The sequence below is a fragment of the Bradyrhizobium sp. genome (genome assembly GCF_035484855.1).
In the GTDB taxonomy this organism is placed as follows: domain Bacteria; phylum Pseudomonadota; class Alphaproteobacteria; order Rhizobiales; family Xanthobacteraceae; genus Bradyrhizobium.
On sequence record NZ_DATHOP010000182.1, the window covers coordinates 13,380 to 30,783 of the forward strand.

Annotated in this window: 12 protein-coding genes and 1 pseudogene; 5 read left to right on the forward strand and 8 right to left on the reverse strand. The window is 61.9% G+C overall.

Annotation, left to right across the window (positions count from 1 at the left end; all coding sequences use genetic code 11):
• Positions 1 to 9: 9 nt before the first annotated feature.
• A complete protein-coding gene (locus VK804_RS20610; RefSeq protein ID WP_325373640.1) occupies positions 10 to 2,856 on the reverse strand; it encodes a bifunctional transaldolase/phosoglucose isomerase in 2,847 nt (948 codons plus the stop codon).
• Positions 2,857 to 3,063: 207 nt separating this feature from the next.
• Here VK804_RS20610 and VK804_RS20615 point away from each other — a divergent pair, with 207 nt between their 5' ends.
• Complete coding sequence (locus VK804_RS20615) at positions 3,064 to 4,359, forward strand: TMEM143 family protein (RefSeq protein WP_325373642.1); 1,296 nt, start codon at positions 3,064 to 3,066, stop codon at positions 4,357 to 4,359.
• 36 nt (positions 4,360 to 4,395) lie between these two features.
• Here the strand turns inward: VK804_RS20615 and VK804_RS20620 are convergent, their stop codons facing one another.
• On the reverse strand, positions 4,396 to 5,721 hold the full coding sequence (locus VK804_RS20620; RefSeq protein WP_325373644.1) for an MFS transporter: 1,326 nt from the start codon (positions 5,719 to 5,721) through the stop codon (positions 4,396 to 4,398).
• A 302-nt stretch (positions 5,722 to 6,023) separates the two neighbouring features.
• Here VK804_RS20620 and glgC point away from each other — a divergent pair, with 302 nt between their 5' ends.
• From glgC to VK804_RS33045, 4 genes are all read left to right on the forward strand, one after another.
• A complete protein-coding gene (glgC, locus tag VK804_RS20625; protein WP_325373645.1) occupies positions 6,024 to 7,286 on the forward strand; it encodes a glucose-1-phosphate adenylyltransferase in 1,263 nt (420 codons plus the stop codon).
• The gene (glgA, locus tag VK804_RS20630; RefSeq protein ID WP_325373647.1) at positions 7,283 to 8,749 is read left to right on the forward strand and encodes a glycogen synthase GlgA; all 1,467 of its coding nucleotides are present in this window, start codon (positions 7,283 to 7,285) and stop codon (positions 8,747 to 8,749) included. The genes glgC and glgA overlap by 4 nt, the downstream gene beginning before the upstream one ends.
• A gap of 42 nt (positions 8,750 to 8,791) precedes the next feature.
• Positions 8,792 to 10,048 (forward strand): alpha-hydroxy acid oxidase, encoded by a 1,257-nt coding sequence (locus VK804_RS20635; RefSeq protein WP_325373649.1) that lies wholly within the window; start codon positions 8,792 to 8,794, stop codon positions 10,046 to 10,048.
• A gap of 195 nt (positions 10,049 to 10,243) precedes the next feature.
• On the forward strand, positions 10,244 to 10,594 hold the full coding sequence (locus VK804_RS33045; RefSeq protein WP_414642818.1) for a GNAT family N-acetyltransferase: 351 nt from the start codon (positions 10,244 to 10,246) through the stop codon (positions 10,592 to 10,594).
• 322 nt (positions 10,595 to 10,916) lie between these two features.
• On the opposite strand, the gene VK804_RS20640 is transcribed toward VK804_RS33045, so the two are convergent.
• The 6 genes and pseudogenes from VK804_RS20640 to VK804_RS20665 all read right to left on the reverse strand — a co-directional run.
• Positions 10,917 to 12,686, reverse strand: a complete 1,770-nt coding sequence (locus VK804_RS20640; RefSeq protein ID WP_325373651.1) for an adenylate/guanylate cyclase domain-containing protein — start codon at positions 12,684 to 12,686, stop codon at positions 10,917 to 10,919.
• Between the two features lie 251 nt (positions 12,687 to 12,937).
• Entirely contained in the window at positions 12,938 to 13,588 is a 651-nt protein-coding gene (locus VK804_RS20645; protein WP_325373653.1) for a glyoxalase superfamily protein, read from the reverse strand.
• Between the two features lie 352 nt (positions 13,589 to 13,940).
• Positions 13,941 to 15,191, reverse strand: a complete 1,251-nt coding sequence (locus VK804_RS20650; RefSeq protein ID WP_325373655.1) for an MFS transporter — start codon at positions 15,189 to 15,191, stop codon at positions 13,941 to 13,943.
• Entirely contained in the window at positions 15,191 to 16,072 is an 882-nt protein-coding gene (locus VK804_RS20655) for a TauD/TfdA family dioxygenase (RefSeq protein ID WP_325373656.1), read from the reverse strand. The genes VK804_RS20650 and VK804_RS20655 overlap by 1 nt, the downstream gene beginning before the upstream one ends.
• Before the next feature lie 84 nt (positions 16,073 to 16,156).
• Positions 16,157 to 17,212 (reverse strand): 2-oxoacid:ferredoxin oxidoreductase subunit beta, encoded by a 1,056-nt coding sequence (locus tag VK804_RS20660; RefSeq protein ID WP_325373658.1) that lies wholly within the window; start codon positions 17,210 to 17,212, stop codon positions 16,157 to 16,159.
• Positions 17,209 to 17,404 (reverse strand): annotated as a pseudogene (locus VK804_RS20665) (2-oxoacid:acceptor oxidoreductase subunit alpha); the annotation flags it as partial. The gene VK804_RS20660 and the pseudogene VK804_RS20665, both read right to left, overlap by 4 nt.

Consider the following 17,404-nt stretch of genomic DNA (forward strand, 5'->3'; position numbering starts at 1 on the left):
TTTTGATCCTTAGTTCAATGCGTCCTGGATTGCGCTGTCGAGCATTTTCAGGCCCGCCTCGAGATCGCCCTTGAGGTGCACGCGCAGGGCGCGGCGGCCGCGTTCGGTCAGCACATCGAAATCGCCGCGCGCCTGCGCCGCCTTGATGATGCCGAACGTCGCCTTCTGGCCGGGCACCGCGAGATCCCTGGCATCGTCGGCCGTGATCTGCAGGAACACGCCGCTGTCGGGTCCGCCCTTGTAGGCTTGCCCGGTGGAATGCAGGAAGCGCGGGCCGAATTCGGCGCAGGTCGCGACATGGCGCTTTTCGCGCACTTCCAGCCGCATTTGCTGCAGGTCTTCGATATGCGCGGCGTCGCGTTCGATATAGGCGAGCAGCGCCACGTAATCATTGGCCTTGGCGCGCGCGAGATGCGCCTTCAGCCAGGAGCCGAGGTCGCCGTCGGCGCCCGCCTTGCGCAGCGCGGCGGCGTTGTTGTCGTCGGTGTAAAGGTCGGCCTGCGCCGTGGATACCACGGGCGTCTCGGCGGGCAGTTGTCCGGATTTTTCGAACGCCGCGGTCAATTCGCGGGTCTTGACCTTGGCGTCCTCGACGTCGGGCTGGTTGAACGGGTTGATGCCGAGCACGCTGCCCGCGACCGCGGTTGCCATCTCGAAGCGAAAAAATTCCTGGCCGATGTGGTCGATCGATTTCATGACGATGCGGACCACGGGATGGCCGGCCTTTTCCAGTGCGGCAAGCTTGTCGTCATGGGCGGCGTCGTCTTCGCCCTCGGTCCGGATATCGATGAAGAACCGGTCGTTGCCGTAGAGTGTGGGATCGCCGAGCGGCTCGCCGTCGATCGGGACGAGGCCCTTGCCTTCCTTGCCGGTGGATTCGGCGATCAGCTGCTCGGCCCAGGCGCCGAAATCGGCGATCTTCCTGGACGAGGCGATCGTCACCTTGTCGCGGCCTTCGAGGCCGGCAAGCCCCATCGCGAGCCCGAGCTGCACGCCCGGATTTTCCTGCGGCGGCACGTCCGGCCCGCAGGAGCGCACCATCGCCAGCGTGTGTTTGATCAAGGCGCGAACGTCGATGCCGGCGGTGGCCGCCGGCACCAGTCCGAACGGCGACAGCACGGAGTAGCGTCCGCCGATGGTGGGATCGCCATGAAAGACGCGCGCAAAGCCCTGCTTGGCCGCAACCTTATCCAGCGACGAGCCGGGATCGGTCACCGCGATGAATCGATGACCGGCTTTCTCCGCGCCGATCGTCTCCGACACCCGGGCGAAGAAATAGTCCTTCATCACGTTCGGCTCGGTGGTGCCGCCGGACTTGCTGGAGACGATGAACACGGTGTTGGCGAGGTTGATCTTGGCCTGAAGGCTGCGGACCTGCGCGGGATCGGTCGAATCCAGCACATGCAATTTCGGGAAGCCGGGTTTTTTCGCAAACGTCGCCGCCAGCACTTCGGGGCCGAGGCTCGATCCGCCCATGCCGAGCACCACGGCGTCGGAAAAATTCTGTCCCTTGACCTTGCCTGCGTAATCCTCGTAGGCGGCGATATCGGCTGCCGCCGCGGCGTTCAGCCAGCCCAGCCACTTGTCCTCGTCGGTGCCGGTCCAGATCGATTTGTCGTGCTGCCAGAGCCGGCGGATCTTTGCCGAGGCGCGCCAGTCTTCGGTCGCTTTCTCGACGGCCTTGTTGATGTGGCCGCCGAGCGCCATCGCCTGATGGTCGATCCTGGCGCCGAGCACGGCGGCGCGCTTGTGCGCCACCGCGCCATAGAGCTTGTCGGCGGCGTCCGCGAACAGTTTGACGCCGTCCTTGACCAGTTCGGCCGTGATCGCATCGAGCGAGATGCCGGACTTTTCCAGTTCAGTCAGAACGTGCCTCGCATCCTCGACATTCTCCTCGAGGCTGTCGCGCGGTTTGCCATGGTCGCGGAACGCGTCCAGCGTCGCCGGCGGCACGGTGTTGACGGTGTTGGGGCCGATCAGCTCCTCGACATAGAGGACGTCGCTGTACTCCTTGTTCTTGGTGCCGGTCGAAGCCCACAGCAAGCGCTGCGGTTTTGCGCCCTTGGCCGCGAGCTTGTCCCAGCGTGGGCCCGAAAACAGCCGCTTGTAGTCCTGATAGGCCAGTTTCGCATTGGCGATGGCGACCTTGCCCTTCAATGCGGCCAGCCGCTCCTTCTCGGAGGGATCGTTGGCGCGCGCGATCTTCTCATCGAGCGCCTTGTCGACCGCGGTATCGATGCGGCTGACGAAGAAACTGGCGACGCTCGCGACATGGGAGGGATCGCCGCCGCCGGCGACATATTTTTCCAGGCCCGCGAGATAGGCTTCGGCGACCTGAACATAGACCTTTTGCGAAAACAACAGCGTGATGTTGATGCTGATGCCGTCGCCGATCAGATGCTCGATCGCCGGCAGGCCCTCCGGCGTCGCCGGCACCTTCACCATCAGGTTCTCGCGGTGCACGTCCTTCCACAGCCGTTTGGCTTCCGCGATGGTGCCCTTGGTATCCATCGCCAGATAGGGCGACACCTCAAGGCTGACAAAGCCGTCGCTGCCATTGAGACGGTCATAGACCGGGCGCAGCACGTCGGCGGCGTGCTGGATGTCTTCGACGGCGAGATGCTCGAACAACTCGGCTACCGGACGATCGCCCTTTTTCAAGGCGCTGCCGATCGGGCCGTCATATTCGTCCGAGCTGCCGATCGCCTTTTCGAAGATCGACGGGTTCGATGTCACGCCCTTGACGCCGTCGGTATCAATCAGCTTCTGCAGGTCGCCCTTGGCGACGAAGCCGCGGGCCAGGAAATCCAGCCAGACGGATTGGCCGTGGTTTTCGAGTGCTTTGACGGGATTCATGATGGCCTGTTTCTGTTCGAGCGGGTCGATTTTCGGGTTCCCGCAGCTTCGGGTGGGGAGCCAAATCTTGTCAACAAACCTTAAGCCCCGCCCACGAGAGAAATATGTCGTATTCCCCTGACATAACGCCATTCACGATATAACGATCCGGTCGGAATTGCTGGTTCTGCAGGCGATTCCAGCGCAATTTTTCGGGATGGGGGCACAATGCCGGGGGCAGGGACCCAGAAAGCCGCCGCGCCGGAGCCGCGGGACCGTTTCATTCCGCTGCGCAAATCCGATCTGATCGAGGGCTTGGTCGCCGAGGGCCGGCTCAACCAGGCCGAACAGGCAAGGTTGAGGCAGTTGGCCCGCGTTTTGGGCGCCATCCTCCACTACCAATATTTCGAAGAGCTCGACCGGCTGCGCGAGGTGTATTTTTATTTCGACCCGGAGATCGATCCGCACGCAGGCGGCCCTGCAGGCGACCATGAGGCGGCCTATCGCACGCTGACTGACGAATTCGTCCGTGTCGTGACCGAAGCCAATTTCATCGAGATCACCCATGACGAGATCACGCGGGCGTTTGCCGAACGCGCCCGGATCCGGGTCAAGATCAAGGCGCCGGTCGAGGATTTTCGCGATGTCCGCATGTTCCGCCGCGGACACCACAGCGAGACCATCGAGATTCCCGTCTGGTTCGGTTTCAGGCGGCGTCCGCTTGAAGTCGTGGTCTACGACGACGTCGTGTTGATGGTCGCGACCAGGCCGGACGGCACGACACCGGCCGATGCCCGCAGGGCGGTAGCGAGCGCGCGGCGCGGCGGGCAAAAGATCCGCGGCGGCGCGGTGCTGTTCAAATATTTCCGTCATATCGCGCGCGCCGATCTCAAGGCGCTGTTTCCCAATGTGCGCGTGGTGATGAGCATTGCCGACCACCTGACGCTCGGCGTGCCGGCGATCATCGGCGGCATTCCGATCCTCCTCAAGCTTGCCTCGACGGTGGCGGTGCTGTTGGTCGTCGCCGGCTTCTATCTCGGTCTCAGCGGCTCCATCCATGACAACGACATGGATCGGGCGCTGGCCGCGCTGTCAGGGCTGTTCGCACTCGGCGCCTTCCTGCTGCGGCAATGGGGAAATTTTCATCGCCAATCGCTGATCCATCAGAAGCAACTGACCGACAATATCTACTACCGCAACGTCAACAACAATTCCGGCATTTTCACCTACCTGATCGGCGAGGCCGAGGAACAGGACTGGAAGGAAGCGCTGCTCGCCTATTACGGCCTGCTGACGGCCGCTTCGCCGCTGACCCGCGAGGCGCTCTATGCGCGGGTCGAAGAGCTGTTGGCAAACGCGTTCGGTGTCGCGGCCGATTTCGAGATCGACGACGCGCTGGCGCGGCTGAAGGGTTTCGGGCTCTTGACCGAGACCGATGGCCGCTTCTCGGCGGTGCCGCTTGCCGATGCGCTGGCGCGACTCGACAGCGAGTGGAGCGCGTTCGTTACGGCGCCGGCAGGATAGCGAGCGTGACGGCGCCGGATCAGGCTTGCTCTGGGATCAATGCGCCAGCGCGACGTCTCCCGAAATCTGCTCGCGTTTTGCGTCAATGCGCAGGCTTATGGCGACAACGGCGCCGATCAGCGCGCACCCCGCGAGCAGAAGCAGTCCTGCCGTGAAGGTTCCGGTGAGATCCTTCAGATAACCCATCGCATAGGGACCGGCGAAGCCGGAGAGATTGCCGAGCGAGTTGATGGCGGCAATTCCCGCGGCGGCCGAGGCGCCGGTCAGGAAGCTCGCCGGCAGCGGCCAGAACATCGGCGGTACCGCCGAGATGCCGATCTGCGCGAAGCAGAGCAGCGCCATGACGATGAAGGGGTTGGAAACAAGCCCGCACAAGCCTACTCCGAACGCGGCCATCAGCAGTGCCACGGCGACATGGCCTTTGCGCTCCATCGTGCGGTCCGAGTGCCGGCCCAGCAACACCATGCCGATGGCGCCGAACACGAAGGGCAAAGCCGCCAGCAGCCCGGTTTGGGTATCGCTGACGCCAAAGGCCTTGATGATGGTGGGCAGGAAGAACGCCACGCCGTAGCTCGCCGCATTCAGGCAGAAATAGACCAGCGCGCAGAGCAGGATACGGATGTCGGTGAGGGCCTGGAACAGGGAGAGATGTTCGACCTTCTCCTTGTTGCTTTTCTCGGTGGCCTGAACATTCTCCAGCCACGCAATCTCATCCGGTTGCAGCCAGCCGGCCTGGCGCGGAAAGTCGGTCAGGTAGATCAGCACCGCGAGCCCCACCAGGATCGACGGCAATCCTTCAAGGATGAACAGCCATTGCCAGCCGTCCAGTCCCCAGCCGCTCACGTTCAACAGCATTCCGGAGATCGGGGATCCCACGATCGACGAAATCGGAATCGCCAGCATGAAGAAGCTGATGACTCGGGCGCGGTAGACCGCCGGAAACCACAGGGTCAGATAGAAGATGATGCCGGGGAAGAAGCCTGCCTCGCATGCGCCGAGCAGCAAGCGAAGCGTATAGAACACCGTCTCATTCGAGGCCCCGGTCGTCTTGGAGATCGAGGGGATGAAGGCGAACGCGGCCGACACGATGCCCCAGGTGATCATGATCCGGGCGATCCAGACCCGCGCGCCGACGCGCTCCAGGAAGATGTTGGAAGGAACCTCGAACAGGAAATAGGCGATGAAGAACAGTCCGGCGCCGAGGCCGAAGGCCGCCTCGCTGAAACCAAGCGCCTGGTTCATGTGCAGCTTGGCGAAGCCGACATTGACGCGGTCGAGATAGGCCACGAAGTAGCACAGGATCAGGAACGGGATCAGCCGCCGCATCACTTTGCCGATGACGCGTTTCTCTACCTCATCCATGGCGCTCTCTCCCGTTCGCAGATTTTGCCGCCCTTGAGCCGGGCCGGTGTTGCGCAACTATGACGTTCTCCGACCGGGCGCGCAAAGGCATTTTTCCGGGACAGGAGGGGATGATGCGTTGCGGCAACCCGACTTCGCCGCGGCATTAGGCAAGCCGGCAGAATACGGCCTGCACCTCGCAAATATCGGTAGACGGACCGGGGCAAAGTGCGATCAGATTTATTCCTGTGAACCGGGCTTCTCGCGAAGCGTTGATGTGAGGACACGCGAGGCAGCGTCAAAAAATCGAGCGGGGAAACATCATGCGGGCCGAAAGAAATGAACCTCTCGCGCGTCACGCCATCGCCTTCGTGCTCGCCGGCGGGCGCGGCAGCCGGCTGATGGAACTGACCGACAGGCGCGCCAAGCCGGCCGTCTATTTCGGCGGCAAGTCGCGCATCATCGACTTCGCGCTGTCGAACGCCGTGAACTCCGGCATTCGCCGGATCGCGGTCGCCACCCAATACAAGGCCCACAGCCTCATTCGGCACCTGCAGATGGGCTGGAACTTCTTTCGGCCCGAGCGCAACGAGAGTTTTGACATCCTGCCCGCCAGCCAGCGTGTCTCCGAAGCCAATTGGTATCTGGGCACGGCAGACGCCGTTTATCAGAACATCGACATCATCGAGAGCCTTGGCACCCGATTCATCGTGGTTCTCGCCGGCGACCATATCTACAAGATGGACTACGAATTCATGCTGCAACAGCATGTCGACCAGCGCGCCGACGTTACCATCGGCTGTCTCGAAATGCCGCGATCGGAGTCGAGCAGCTTTGGCGTCATGCACATCGACGACAAGGATGTGATTCAGAGTTTCCTGGAAAAGCCGGCCGATCCGCCGGCGATGCCGGGCAAGCCCGACAGCTCGCTGGCCAGCATGGGAATCTATGTGTTCGACACAAAATTCCTTTTCGATGAACTGCAGCGCGACGCCAATGACCCCAATTCGAGTCATGATTTCGGCAAGGATATCATTCCTCACATCGTCAAGCATGGCCGCGCGGTGGCGCACCAGTTCAGCCGCTCCTGCGTCCGCTCCGGCAACGACCCGCGCAGCTATTGGCGGGATGTCGGGACGGTGGACGCCTATTGGGCCGCCAATATCGACCTCACCGATGTCCTGCCCGAGCTCGACCTTCACGACCGTTCATGGCCGATCTGGACTCACGCCGAAATCACGCCGCCCGCAAAATTCGTTCACGATGAAGACGGCCGCCGCGGCGAGGCCGTTACCTCGCTGGTATCGGGCGGATGCATCATATCCGGCGCGTCGCTGCGCCGTTCCCTGCTGTTCACCGGCGTGCATCTGCATTCCTTCGCCAAGGTCGAAAATGCCGTGATCCTGCCCTATGTCGACGTCGCCGAGGGGGCGCGATTGGCGAATGTCGTCATCGACCGCGGCGTGCGGATTCCGTCGGGACTTGTGGTCGGAGAGGATCCCGAACATGACGCGAAGAGATTTCGCAGCACGGAGCAGGGCATCTGCCTGATCACGCAGGCAATGATCGACGGACTGGCGACATGAGCGCCATTCGCGTCCTCGCGGTCGCCTCGGAAGTCTACCCGATCATCAAGACCGGCGGCCTCGCCGACGTGGTCGGCGCGCTTCCGGCGGCACTGAAGACCGAAGCAATCGAGACGCGCACCCTCATCCCCGGATATCCCGCGGTGACCGGCTCGCTTCAAGGGGCGGAAGAGGTTCTCCATCTGCCGGACTTCCATGGCGGACCGGCTCGGGTATTGAGCGGCGCCAGCGCGGGCATCGACCTGTTCGTGCTCGATGCGCCGCATCTATTTGACCGTCCGGGAAACCCCTATTCGTCGCCTGACGGCGCGGATTGGCCCGACAATGCGATCCGTTTCGCCGCGCTCGGACGGATCGCCGCCGATATCGGCCAGGGATCGATTCCGGCATTCGCCCCGGACATCGTGCACGCGCACGACTGGCAGGCCGGGCTGACGCATGCCTACCTGCATTACAGCGACCGGCCACGACCGGGCACGGTAATGACGGTTCATAATCTCGCCTTTCAAGGTCAGTTTCCGCGCGAACTATTGGCCACGATCGGATTGCCGCCGCAGTCCTTCAACTTGGACGGAGTCGAGTATTACGGCTCGATCGGATTTCTAAAGGCCGGGCTCCGCTTTGCGGACCGCATCACGACGGTGTCGCCGACCTATGCGCTGGAAATCCAGCAGCCCCAGGAAGGCATGGGACTGGACGGCCTGCTGCGCGGCCGATCGGATGTCCTGAGCGGAATCCTGAACGGCATCGATACGTCCGTCTGGAATCCGGCTACCGATCCCCACATCGCCTCACTTTTTGACGCCGACAGCTTGCAGAATCGGGCGCTCAACAAGGCCGCGCTACAACAACGATTGGGCCTTCGCGTTGCGCCGGAGGCCTTCCTGCTCGGGGTCATCAGCCGGATGTCCTGGCAAAAGGGGCTTGACCTGCTGCTCGAGACGTTTCCCGCAGTTCTGAGCGACGACGTCCAGCTGGCGCTGCTGGGGAATGGCGATCCGGACCTGCAAAACCGCTATCGCGCGATGGCGGAGGCCAATCCTCGGCAGGTCGGTGTATCGACCGACTATGACGAGAGCCTGGCGCACCTGATCCAGGCGGGCGCCGATGCGCTGGTGGTGCCGTCGCGGTTTGAGCCGTGCGGGCTGACCCAGCTCTGTGCGTTGAGATATGGCGCCGTCCCGATCGTCTCGCGCGTCGGTGGACTGGCGGATACGGTGGTCGATACGGATGAGGACACCATCGCAGCGGGAGCCGCGACCGGCGTCAAATTCGAACCCGTCACGGCCGAAGACCTTGGCAGCGCACTTCGCCGCGCCCATGCCCTGTTCCGCAATAAGCGGATTTGGACCGAGCTTCAGCGCAATGGCATGGCCGTGGATGTCTCCTGGGTTGACCGAGCCAGCAATTACGCCGACCTTTATCGCCAGCTTGTCAAAGCGCGCCAGATCGCGCGAGCATAGCCGGCGCGCCAATTCGCGTCAGTTGCAGGGGAGGACATGCCAATGACGTCGCCGATCGTTCGCGCCACCAGCCGCCGCCATTTCCTGCAATATCTCGCCGCAAGCCCGCTGCTCGCCTCCGGCGCGCTGCCGGCTTGGGCTGCGGAAACGCCGTCGAAACTGCCGGACCCGATGATCTGGGCGCCGGCCGGCGGCGAGTTGATCAAGAGCCCGAAGGATGCGATCAACGTATTCGATTTCGAGCCGGTGGCCCGCCAGAACACGCCGCCCGCGCATTTCGGCTATATGGCCTCGGGCCTCGACGACGAGGTCACGCTGCGCGCCAACCGCGAGGGATTCTTGAAATTCCAGCTGCTGCCGCACCGCCTCAACGACGTATCGAAGGTCGACACCTCCGTGGAGCTGTTCGGCACCCGCTACGACTCGCCGATCTTCGTCTGCCCGACCGGCGGCAACCAGTTCTTTCACCCCGATGGCGAGGTGGCCGTCGCCAGGGCCGCGCGCGCCGGCAATCACCTGCAGATCCTGTCGACGTCCTCGAACTATTCGGTCGACGACGTCACCAAGGCGCGCGGCGCGCCGATCTGGTTCCAGCTCTATGCCTCGCCGGTCTGGGAGGTGGCGCAGGCGCTGATCAAGAAAGCCGATGCCGCCGGCTGTCCGGTCCTGGTGGTGACGGTGGACCGCATCGCGGGCCGCAACCAGGAAACTTTGTTCCGGCTGATGCGCACCGACACGCGCGAATGCTCCGGGTGCCATGACCGCGGCAGCTTCGCGGCGCGGGTGGTCCGTCGGCACAATTATGACGGCATCGATCTCTCGGCCATCACCGGCGGCGGCGAGGCCTCCAATTTGTCATGGGATACCGTGAAGCGGATGCGCGACGTCACGCGGATGAAAATCGTGCTCAAGGGCATCGTCACGCCCGAAGACGCAGATCTCGCCGCGCAGAACGGCATCGACGGCATTCTCGTCTCCAACCATGGCGGCCGCGGCGAGGACAATGGCCGCTCCACCATCGACGCACTGCCGGAGATCATCGCGGCGGTGAAGGGACGGATGCCGGTCATCGTCGACAGCGGATTCCGCCGCGGCACCGACGCCGTCAAGGCACTCGCGATGGGCGCGCAGGCGGTCGGCATCGGCCGGCCCTATCTCTGGGGGCTGGGCGCCTTCGGCCAGGAGGGCGTCGAGCGGGTGCTCGAAATCGTCCGCACCGAGACGCGCGCGGCCATGCGGCAATGCGGCGCGCGCTCCGTCAAGGAACTCAATCCAGGGTTTGTGCGGCGGGCGACCTGACCAGGGCGTGAACCCATAAAGCCAGAGGCGTTGGCGAACGTCCGGTTTAGTGCGCATAACGGACTCAGGTCGGACATTGCGCCATGTCCGAAAAGTGCCATGAAGAAGACATCTTCATTTTCGCACCGCTTAGCTCGTCTATTGCGACGATACTGGTAGAGTGGCCGGCATCCGCTTAGTGTCAAACGGTTTCTGATGGTAATAATACGAGCTGAAAAACCGGCAGATATTGCGGGTATCCGTAACGTCGTCGAGGAGGCTTTCCCGAAACCGCTTGAGGCGCGGTTGGTCGATCGACTACGTGCGGACGGCAACAGCATGATTTCGCTGGTCGCCGTCGATGATGGAAATATTGTAGGTCACGTTCAATTCTCCAACATGAGCGCTCCTTTCAGGGCGCTCGGCCTTGGGCCAGTGTCCGTCATGCCAGATCGACAGCGTTCCGGGATCGGAAGCCAAATGATCCGTGCAGGCTGCGGCAGAAGTCGGATGGGAAGCCGTATTCGTTCTCGGCAATCCAAAATATTATCGGCGTTTTGGCTTTAGCCCTGACCGAGCCCGGGGTTTTGAGTCACCTTATTCAGGAGTTCATTTTATGCTGCTCACCTTGATCGGTGATCATGCCCATACCAAGGGTAAGGTCAGCTACGCTCCGGCCTTTGCCGTGCTAGGATAGAGATTGTTGCGCATGCATAACCGACTGAAACTTGTTGCTGATTGTGGAGATCCGCTCAGGGCCATTTCCAGACCTCAAGCTGCCTCAGAGCCTGGTCTGTTCATCCCCCAACAACGGACATGGACAGACCGCCTCGGCATTCCGGTTCGGTGCTACACTCGGACATTGGCTGCGAGAGTGAATTGAGCACGATCATTCGGGAAGGCCTGCCTTTCGCAGTCTATCTGAAATGAGGTCGAACGGTCGTTTGTCCCTGAACGGATTCCAACGTTTCGTAATGGAGAAATTGGGGGACAGTGTCAGCATACGATGTTTGGCTTCCTGCGCCCCCTGCTCGTTCCCAACATTGACCGACGCGACGACCAGGATCATCCACGCGGATAGCCACATCGGCAATTCATGGGTTGACCGGCGCGCATACTCGAGTGCTTTATCGGGCTCGTCCTTGAACAGGAACGCGTGGGCAAGGCCGTTATAGGCAATGCCGATACCGGGATCTTTCGGGCTTAGCCGGATCAAGCGGGAGAATTCCTCGATTGCACGGTCAGCGTCTGAAATCCAGATTCGCAGCCATCCGCTGCGCGTTAGAATATGCGCCGAGTTTGGGTTTAGATGGACGGCTCGATCCATTGCAGCGAGCGCTCTGTCGTAGTCCCGCGTAATCCATGCCAAAGCGTGAGCCGCGAACGCGATTGTAGTGGGCTCGTCGCTGCTTGAAATTAGCGCCTCCTGAGCAAGGCGGGATCCTTTTGCGATGTCTTCCGGTGTTGCCCACCATTGATTCATGCGCAAATGGATGAGTTGAGCGGCGAATGCTTTCGCGAATGCGTAATTCGGATCAAGAACGATAGCCTGGTCGAGCAGCCGCAGCGCTGCGTCATTGCCCTCCCGGTCTCGATGCGTATAAGACAGCGCGAGCGCCCGTAGATAAAGGTCATAGGCATCCAGCTTGTTGGTGGGTTTAAAGTTGGCTCGACGTATTTCCGCGAGTTCGAGGCTTGGTTCGATGGTAGCGACTACCTTTTCGGTTATCCTGTCTTGCAACTCGAAAACATCTTTCAATTCGCCCTCGAACTTGTCGGCCCAGATGTGATTGCCGGTTACCGCTTCGATGAGCTGTCCCGTGATCCTGATCCGATTGCCGGATTTCCTGACCGACCCTTCGAGCACGTAGTGGACACCCAATTCCCGCCCGACCTGCCTGATATCGACGTGCTTGCCCTTGTAGGTGAAGCTGGAGTTTCTCGCGATGACGAAAAACCACTTGACCCGGCTCAGCGCGGTGATGATGTCTTCGACCATTCCGTCTGCGAAATACTCCTGCTCTGGATCACCGCTCATGTTCTGGAATGGCAGGACGGCGATGGAGGGTTTGTCTGGTAGGGCCAGAGGCTGCGCAGCCTCGACCACCGTTTTTGTTGAAGGAGACTTCCTGTCGATCTGTAGCCGCCAGGCACGCATCGGCTCGGCGATATTCTTTAACGACTGCGGACCCATGTCGTCGAAAGCCAGGTCGATCTTGCCGCGGATTTGACGTTGCGCGTCATCTGAAACGCAGATGCCGCCCGGCTCGGCGATTCCTTCAAGACGCGCCGCAATATTGACGCCGTCACCGAAAATATCGTCGTCATCGAATATGATGTCGCCAACGTGAATCCCGATGCGGAATTCGATCCTTTGGTCCTGCGGCACGTCGGCGTTCTGTTTGGCCATGGCACGCTGGACTTCAGCGGCACCTCTTGCGGCGTCCACTGCGCTTGCAAACTCGACCAGCATGCCGTCGCCGGTGGTCTTGACGATGCGGCCGCGATGAGCGGCGATGGTGGGATCGGCAAGGGACTTTCTGATTGCCTTCAGCCGGGCCAGCGTGCCTTCCTCATCGACGCCCATGAGACGGCTATACCCGGCTACATCCGCCGCCAGCACCGCTGCCAGTCGCCGTTCCACTCGCTCGGAGGCCAAGGAAATGCCCCTACACTTGGCAGTTCACCCAGCCATTAAAGCACGCTGGGCTACCCTCGGGCTAGGGCCGACTTCCGAGATGGGTCAAAAGCCCCGTTTTGACTTTCTGCCAGCCACTTCCGGTCTACCCCGAACAACGGTCATCATCAGAGTGGACCGGTTGGTCCGTTTGGCGCCAGACTCGGACTCCAGCGACCAGAATGGCTACGAGGCGTCATTCCGCCTCGCGCGGTCGTTCCTTGTGCGGCCGTCTATGCAGTTCCGTGAGTGATAATGCTCAACAGGTGTTGGCGGGTTATCCCCTGTTCACCGAGAAGCCGTGCGGCAAGGCTCTGCGTTTCGGAAGTTATGGCTTCGAGGATGTTTGCGCCAGTTATCATGGAGCGGCCTAGCTCCTTTCCCCGAACCTCAGCGCGTTGGACGACGCGCTGAAACGCGGCGGTCGGTTTGGGGTCTGCGCCGTTGTCTATCACTATTTTCATCAGTTCATTGTCGAGGTAGCCAACCAGCCTCTCCGCTAACGCGCCAAGACCAGCGCCGCAGACCCTCATCACGGTCGAAGCATCTGCGTCGTCTATCAGGGCGAGCAGAAGATGCTCCAGTGTCGCGTACTCATGCTTTCGCTGGCCCGCGAAGCCAACGGCCCGATGCAGCGTCGCCGCAAGCGCGGATGAAAGCGGCGGAAACGAACTACTGCCCACAGCGGGCTGCGGTGGCGAGACTTTTTCGCCAGAAATCGATGTCTCCGCGCGGATCGCTGCAGCGAGCGTATTCCAGTCGGCCAGGCCGAATATCTCGGCAATCAGTTCGAGGCTTTGACCGATGGTGATCTCGACACCCTTGGTAGCAAGGGCCGCACGTAGCGTTTGCGCCATGGCTTTGGCGTTGCGGAAATCGCGCATGTCTTCATCCTTTGCTTTTGAACGAGACAAAAGTGCCAGGGGCTTGCGTTACTGGCCCGCTCGTTCGGGCAAAGGGCTAAAAAGGCCGCGATACGTTTACCGTCCCCGAAGGGCGCAAGCAGCAGGTCGTATCCACCAATGTAAAAAATGGACCAAATGGGGACTGGCGTCAATCTCCTGTCGCGCGGCCTTAAGATGTGGCGCAGATGTCTGCTGAGGGGTCAAAAGGCGAAATACTCGCCCCGAGCAGATGTTTTCCGCTGTCTCCGGGATAGTGGACACGGCCAGCTACGTTTATGAGTCCACGCCCTGACGCAGGCTGGCAAAAGCGCCGGGACCAGAAAGGTTCGTCTCAAGGCGCTGGCGCGGCCTCGAAGGGCCGGCCCGGATGCATGCAAAATGCAAGTCCGGCACCCAACAACAGCAGGCCAATCGAGCCGGCAAACGGCAAGGTCCAGCTTCCGGTCCGATCAATCAGGTAGCCAAACACGAAAGGCGAAATGATGCCGGCGACGCCGAAGCCGAAATTCATCATGCCGCTCGCGGATCCCGAATAATTCGGCGCAATGTCCATCGGAACCGCCCAGATCGGCGCCACCACCATTTCGACGGAGAAGAACGCCGCGGCGAGCGAGATCGCCGCGACGTTGACATCGTGAACCAGCATCACCGGAATCAGGAACAGAAAGCCGCCGAGCATGCCGGCCACGATGACGTTGCGCCGTGCCGCGGTGCGGTCGCCCGTACGGTGCAGGATAAGGTCGCTCACCACGCCGCCCAGGGTGTCGCCGATCACGCCGGCCAGGAAAACGCCGGCTGAATAGAATGCCGTTTGCATCAGGTTCTGGTGATAGTTCTGGTAGAAGAACGACGGGATCCAGCTCAGGAACAGCCACAGCGTCCAGCCGTAGCAGAAATCGACCGCGGTCACCGGTAGCATGCGGCGAAACAGCTTGAACCACGGCACCGCGCTCGCCGGATTGCCGCGGCCGCGCACGGGAAGCGTCGCAAATTCCTCCACGGTCAGGGGCGGCGTTGCCGGCACATCGCGAAAGTACCACAGCCACAACACGACCCAGACCAGGCTGAAGAGGGCAAGCACAACGAAGGCGCCGCGCCACGACACCTGGGCGACCAGCAAGGCAATCAGCGGTGGCGTCAGCGCGTTTCCGATTCTAGCCGAGGAATGCGTGATGCCTTGCGCGAAACCCCAACTGCGTTCCGGCACCCAGGCTGCCATCGCGCGCGTCGCGGTCGGAAAGGTCGCGCCTTCACCAATCCCAAGCGCAAGCCGTGCCGCGAACAGGCTGGCAAATCCGCCAACGGCGCCGGTTGCCGCCGTCGCCGCGCAGACGACAAGTCCGCTCACGAACAACGTCATACGCGCGCCGAACCGGTCGCCGAAATAGCCCCCGATCAGCTGGAACAGCGCATAGGGATAGGCGAATGCCGAAAAAGCCAGGCCGAGCTGGGTATTGCTCAAGCCAAGCTCCGCCTTGATCAGCGGCGCGGCCGTCGAGATGTTGACCCGATCCACATAGAGGATCAGGTACATCAGGCAAATGATCAGCAGCACCGTATTGGAGACGCTGAACCTGCGCATCAGACCGGACTTGCGCCGCCCTTGATCTGCGTCCGATGCATGATACGCCGCGCCGAGTCGTCGAAGGGGTCGCGCCGATGCATGGTGCAGCGGTTGTCCCACAGCACCAGATCGCCAACCCACCAGACGTGCTCCCAGGCGAATTCCGGTCGCGCGACGTAATCCCACAACTCGTCGAGCAGCGCCTCGGAGTCCGCAAGTTCGAGCCCCACGAGATACGCATTGCGACGGCGGCCGAGATAAAGCATTCGCCGGCCGGTGTCGGGATGGGTGCAGACCAGCGGATGTACGGCGCCCGGTGACTTCATGGGATCGTCGGTCGCGGCAACGCCCTGGCGCAGATAGCCGCCGCTATTATAGGTGCCGTCGTGCTTGATCTTCAGGTTCGCGATCCGGCGTTTCAATTGGTCCGGCAGCGCTTCGTAGACCGCGTACATGCTGCAAAACGAGGTATTGCCGCCGACGGGTGGCACTTCGAGCGCGTAGAGCATGCTCGCCATCGGCGGGACATCGAGATACGACATGTCGGTATGCCATACGGCTTCACCGGCGCCGAGGCTGCCGATCGGCTGACCGTTCACGGTCACGTTGGAAACGATGTAGATTTCTGGAAGCCCCTCGACGAAACGGCGGCCGGTCTCCTGTACGGGGGCCCAGTCGAGGTCGCCGAAGCGGCGGCTGAATGCGATCAGGTCCTGATCGCTGAGCGTCTGGCCGCGGACGAGAATGACCTGATGGTCATGCCAGGCGCTCTTGAGCGCGGCGAACTGCAACGCGTCGAGATTCCTGAGATCGACGCCATGAATCTCGGCGCCCAGCGCCGCTCCGGTCGAAACCACGTCGACGTCGCGAACAACGTCACGCTTGAGGCTTGAAACCATCGGAATCCTCCGCCTGCATGGGCCAATCCTTAAATGCTACCATCGCGCGGTGGACCGGGGAAGGGTACGAGGTGCGATGGAAACCTAGCGCAAGGCCGCGTTGATTTTGTCGAGCGCGGCGGAGCCCGGACAGAGCGCCTTTTCGTCGAGCGAATTGAGCGGCGCCGCCACCGTGTCGAGATGGCTGTGCAGGTCTTCCGCCTCGGGATCGACGTAAAGCAGCCCGGTGACGATCTGGCCCTTGGCAGCGTGCCGCTGCAGGAACGACATCGCGCCGACCCGATCATGCGGGTCGTAATCCGCGTCGATCTTGCGCAGTGCGATCCGGCTGCCGTCGTGCTGCTCGACTACCTGCACCGTGCCCGGCGCGTAGTCGACTGTGATCGGGTCGCGGCCGGTAATGACATCGAGCCGGTTCACCGCGTCGTTGTGCTCGCGCACATAGTCAAAGCTCTTGGTCGAGCCGGCATGGTTGTTGAAGGCGACGCAGGGGCTGATCACGTCGATGAAGGCCGAGCCCTTGTGCTCGATCGCGGCCGCGATCAGCGGCACCAGCTGGGTCTTGTCGCCGGAAAAGCTGCGCGCCACGAAGCTTGCGCCGAGCTGCAGCGCGATCGCCACCAGATCGATGGCGTTGTCGGTATTGGTGACGCCCTTCTTGGACTTCGAGCCGCGGTCGGCGGTGGCCGAGAACTGGCCCTTGGTCAGGCCGTAGACGCCGTTGTTCTCGACGATATAGGTCATGTTGACGCCGCGCCGGATCGAATGGGCGAACTGGCCGAAGCCGATCGAGGCCGAGTCGCCGTCGCCGGAGACGCCGAGATAGATCAGCTCGCGGTTGGCGAGGTTGGCGCCGGTCAGGACCGACGGCATGCGGCCGTGGACCGAATTGAAGCCGTGCGAATTGCCGAGAAAATAGTCGGGCGTCTTCGACGAGCAGCCGATGCCGGAAATCTTGGCAACGCGGTGCGGCTCGATCGAAAGATCGAAACAGGCCTCAATGATCGAGGCCGTGATCGAGTCGTGGCCGCAGCCGGCGCACAGGGTCGAGATCTTGCCCTCGTAGTCGCGGTGGGTGAAACCGAGCGCGTTCTTCGGAAGGCCGGGGTGATGGAATTTCGGCTTGGCGATATAGGTCATGACACGGCCTTGCGGAGAGGGGTCACCTTGAGATGATCCTGGTGGTCGCCGATGGCTTTGGCGATGAAGCGCGCGGTGATCGGCGTGCCGTCGTAGTGCAGGATCGGCACCAGGCGCACCGGGTCGATGCCGATCTCATTGACGTTCAGCGAGCGCAGCTGCGCGTCGCGGTTCTGCTCGACCACGTAGATA

Excerpts from the sequence above, each read along its gene's own strand:
- VK804_RS20620 (WP_325373644.1), bottom strand. The coding sequence starts at position 5,721 with ATGGATGAGGTAGAGAAACGCGTCATCGGCAAAGTGATGCGGCGGCTG.
- VK804_RS20655 (WP_325373656.1), bottom strand. The coding sequence starts at position 16,072 with ATGGTTTCAAGCCTCAAGCGTGACGTTGTTCGCGACGTCGACGTGGTT.
- glgC (WP_325373645.1), top strand. The coding sequence starts at position 6,024 with ATGCGGGCCGAAAGAAATGAACCTCTCGCGCGTCACGCCATCGCCTTC.
- VK804_RS20635 (WP_325373649.1), top strand. The coding sequence starts at position 8,792 with ATGACGTCGCCGATCGTTCGCGCCACCAGCCGCCGCCATTTCCTGCAA.
- VK804_RS20610 (WP_325373640.1), bottom strand. The coding sequence starts at position 2,856 with ATGAATCCCGTCAAAGCACTCGAAAACCACGGCCAATCCGTCTGGCTG.
- VK804_RS20645 (WP_325373653.1), bottom strand. The coding sequence starts at position 13,588 with ATGCGCGATTTCCGCAACGCCAAAGCCATGGCGCAAACGCTACGTGCG.
- VK804_RS20650 (WP_325373655.1), bottom strand. The coding sequence starts at position 15,191 with ATGCGCAGGTTCAGCGTCTCCAATACGGTGCTGCTGATCATTTGCCTG.
- VK804_RS20615 (WP_325373642.1), top strand. The coding sequence starts at position 3,064 with ATGCCGGGGGCAGGGACCCAGAAAGCCGCCGCGCCGGAGCCGCGGGAC.
- VK804_RS33045 (WP_414642818.1), top strand. The coding sequence starts at position 10,244 with ATGGTAATAATACGAGCTGAAAAACCGGCAGATATTGCGGGTATCCGT.
- glgA (WP_325373647.1), top strand. The coding sequence starts at position 7,283 with ATGAGCGCCATTCGCGTCCTCGCGGTCGCCTCGGAAGTCTACCCGATC.
- VK804_RS20660 (WP_325373658.1), bottom strand. The coding sequence starts at position 17,212 with ATGACCTATATCGCCAAGCCGAAATTCCATCACCCCGGCCTTCCGAAG.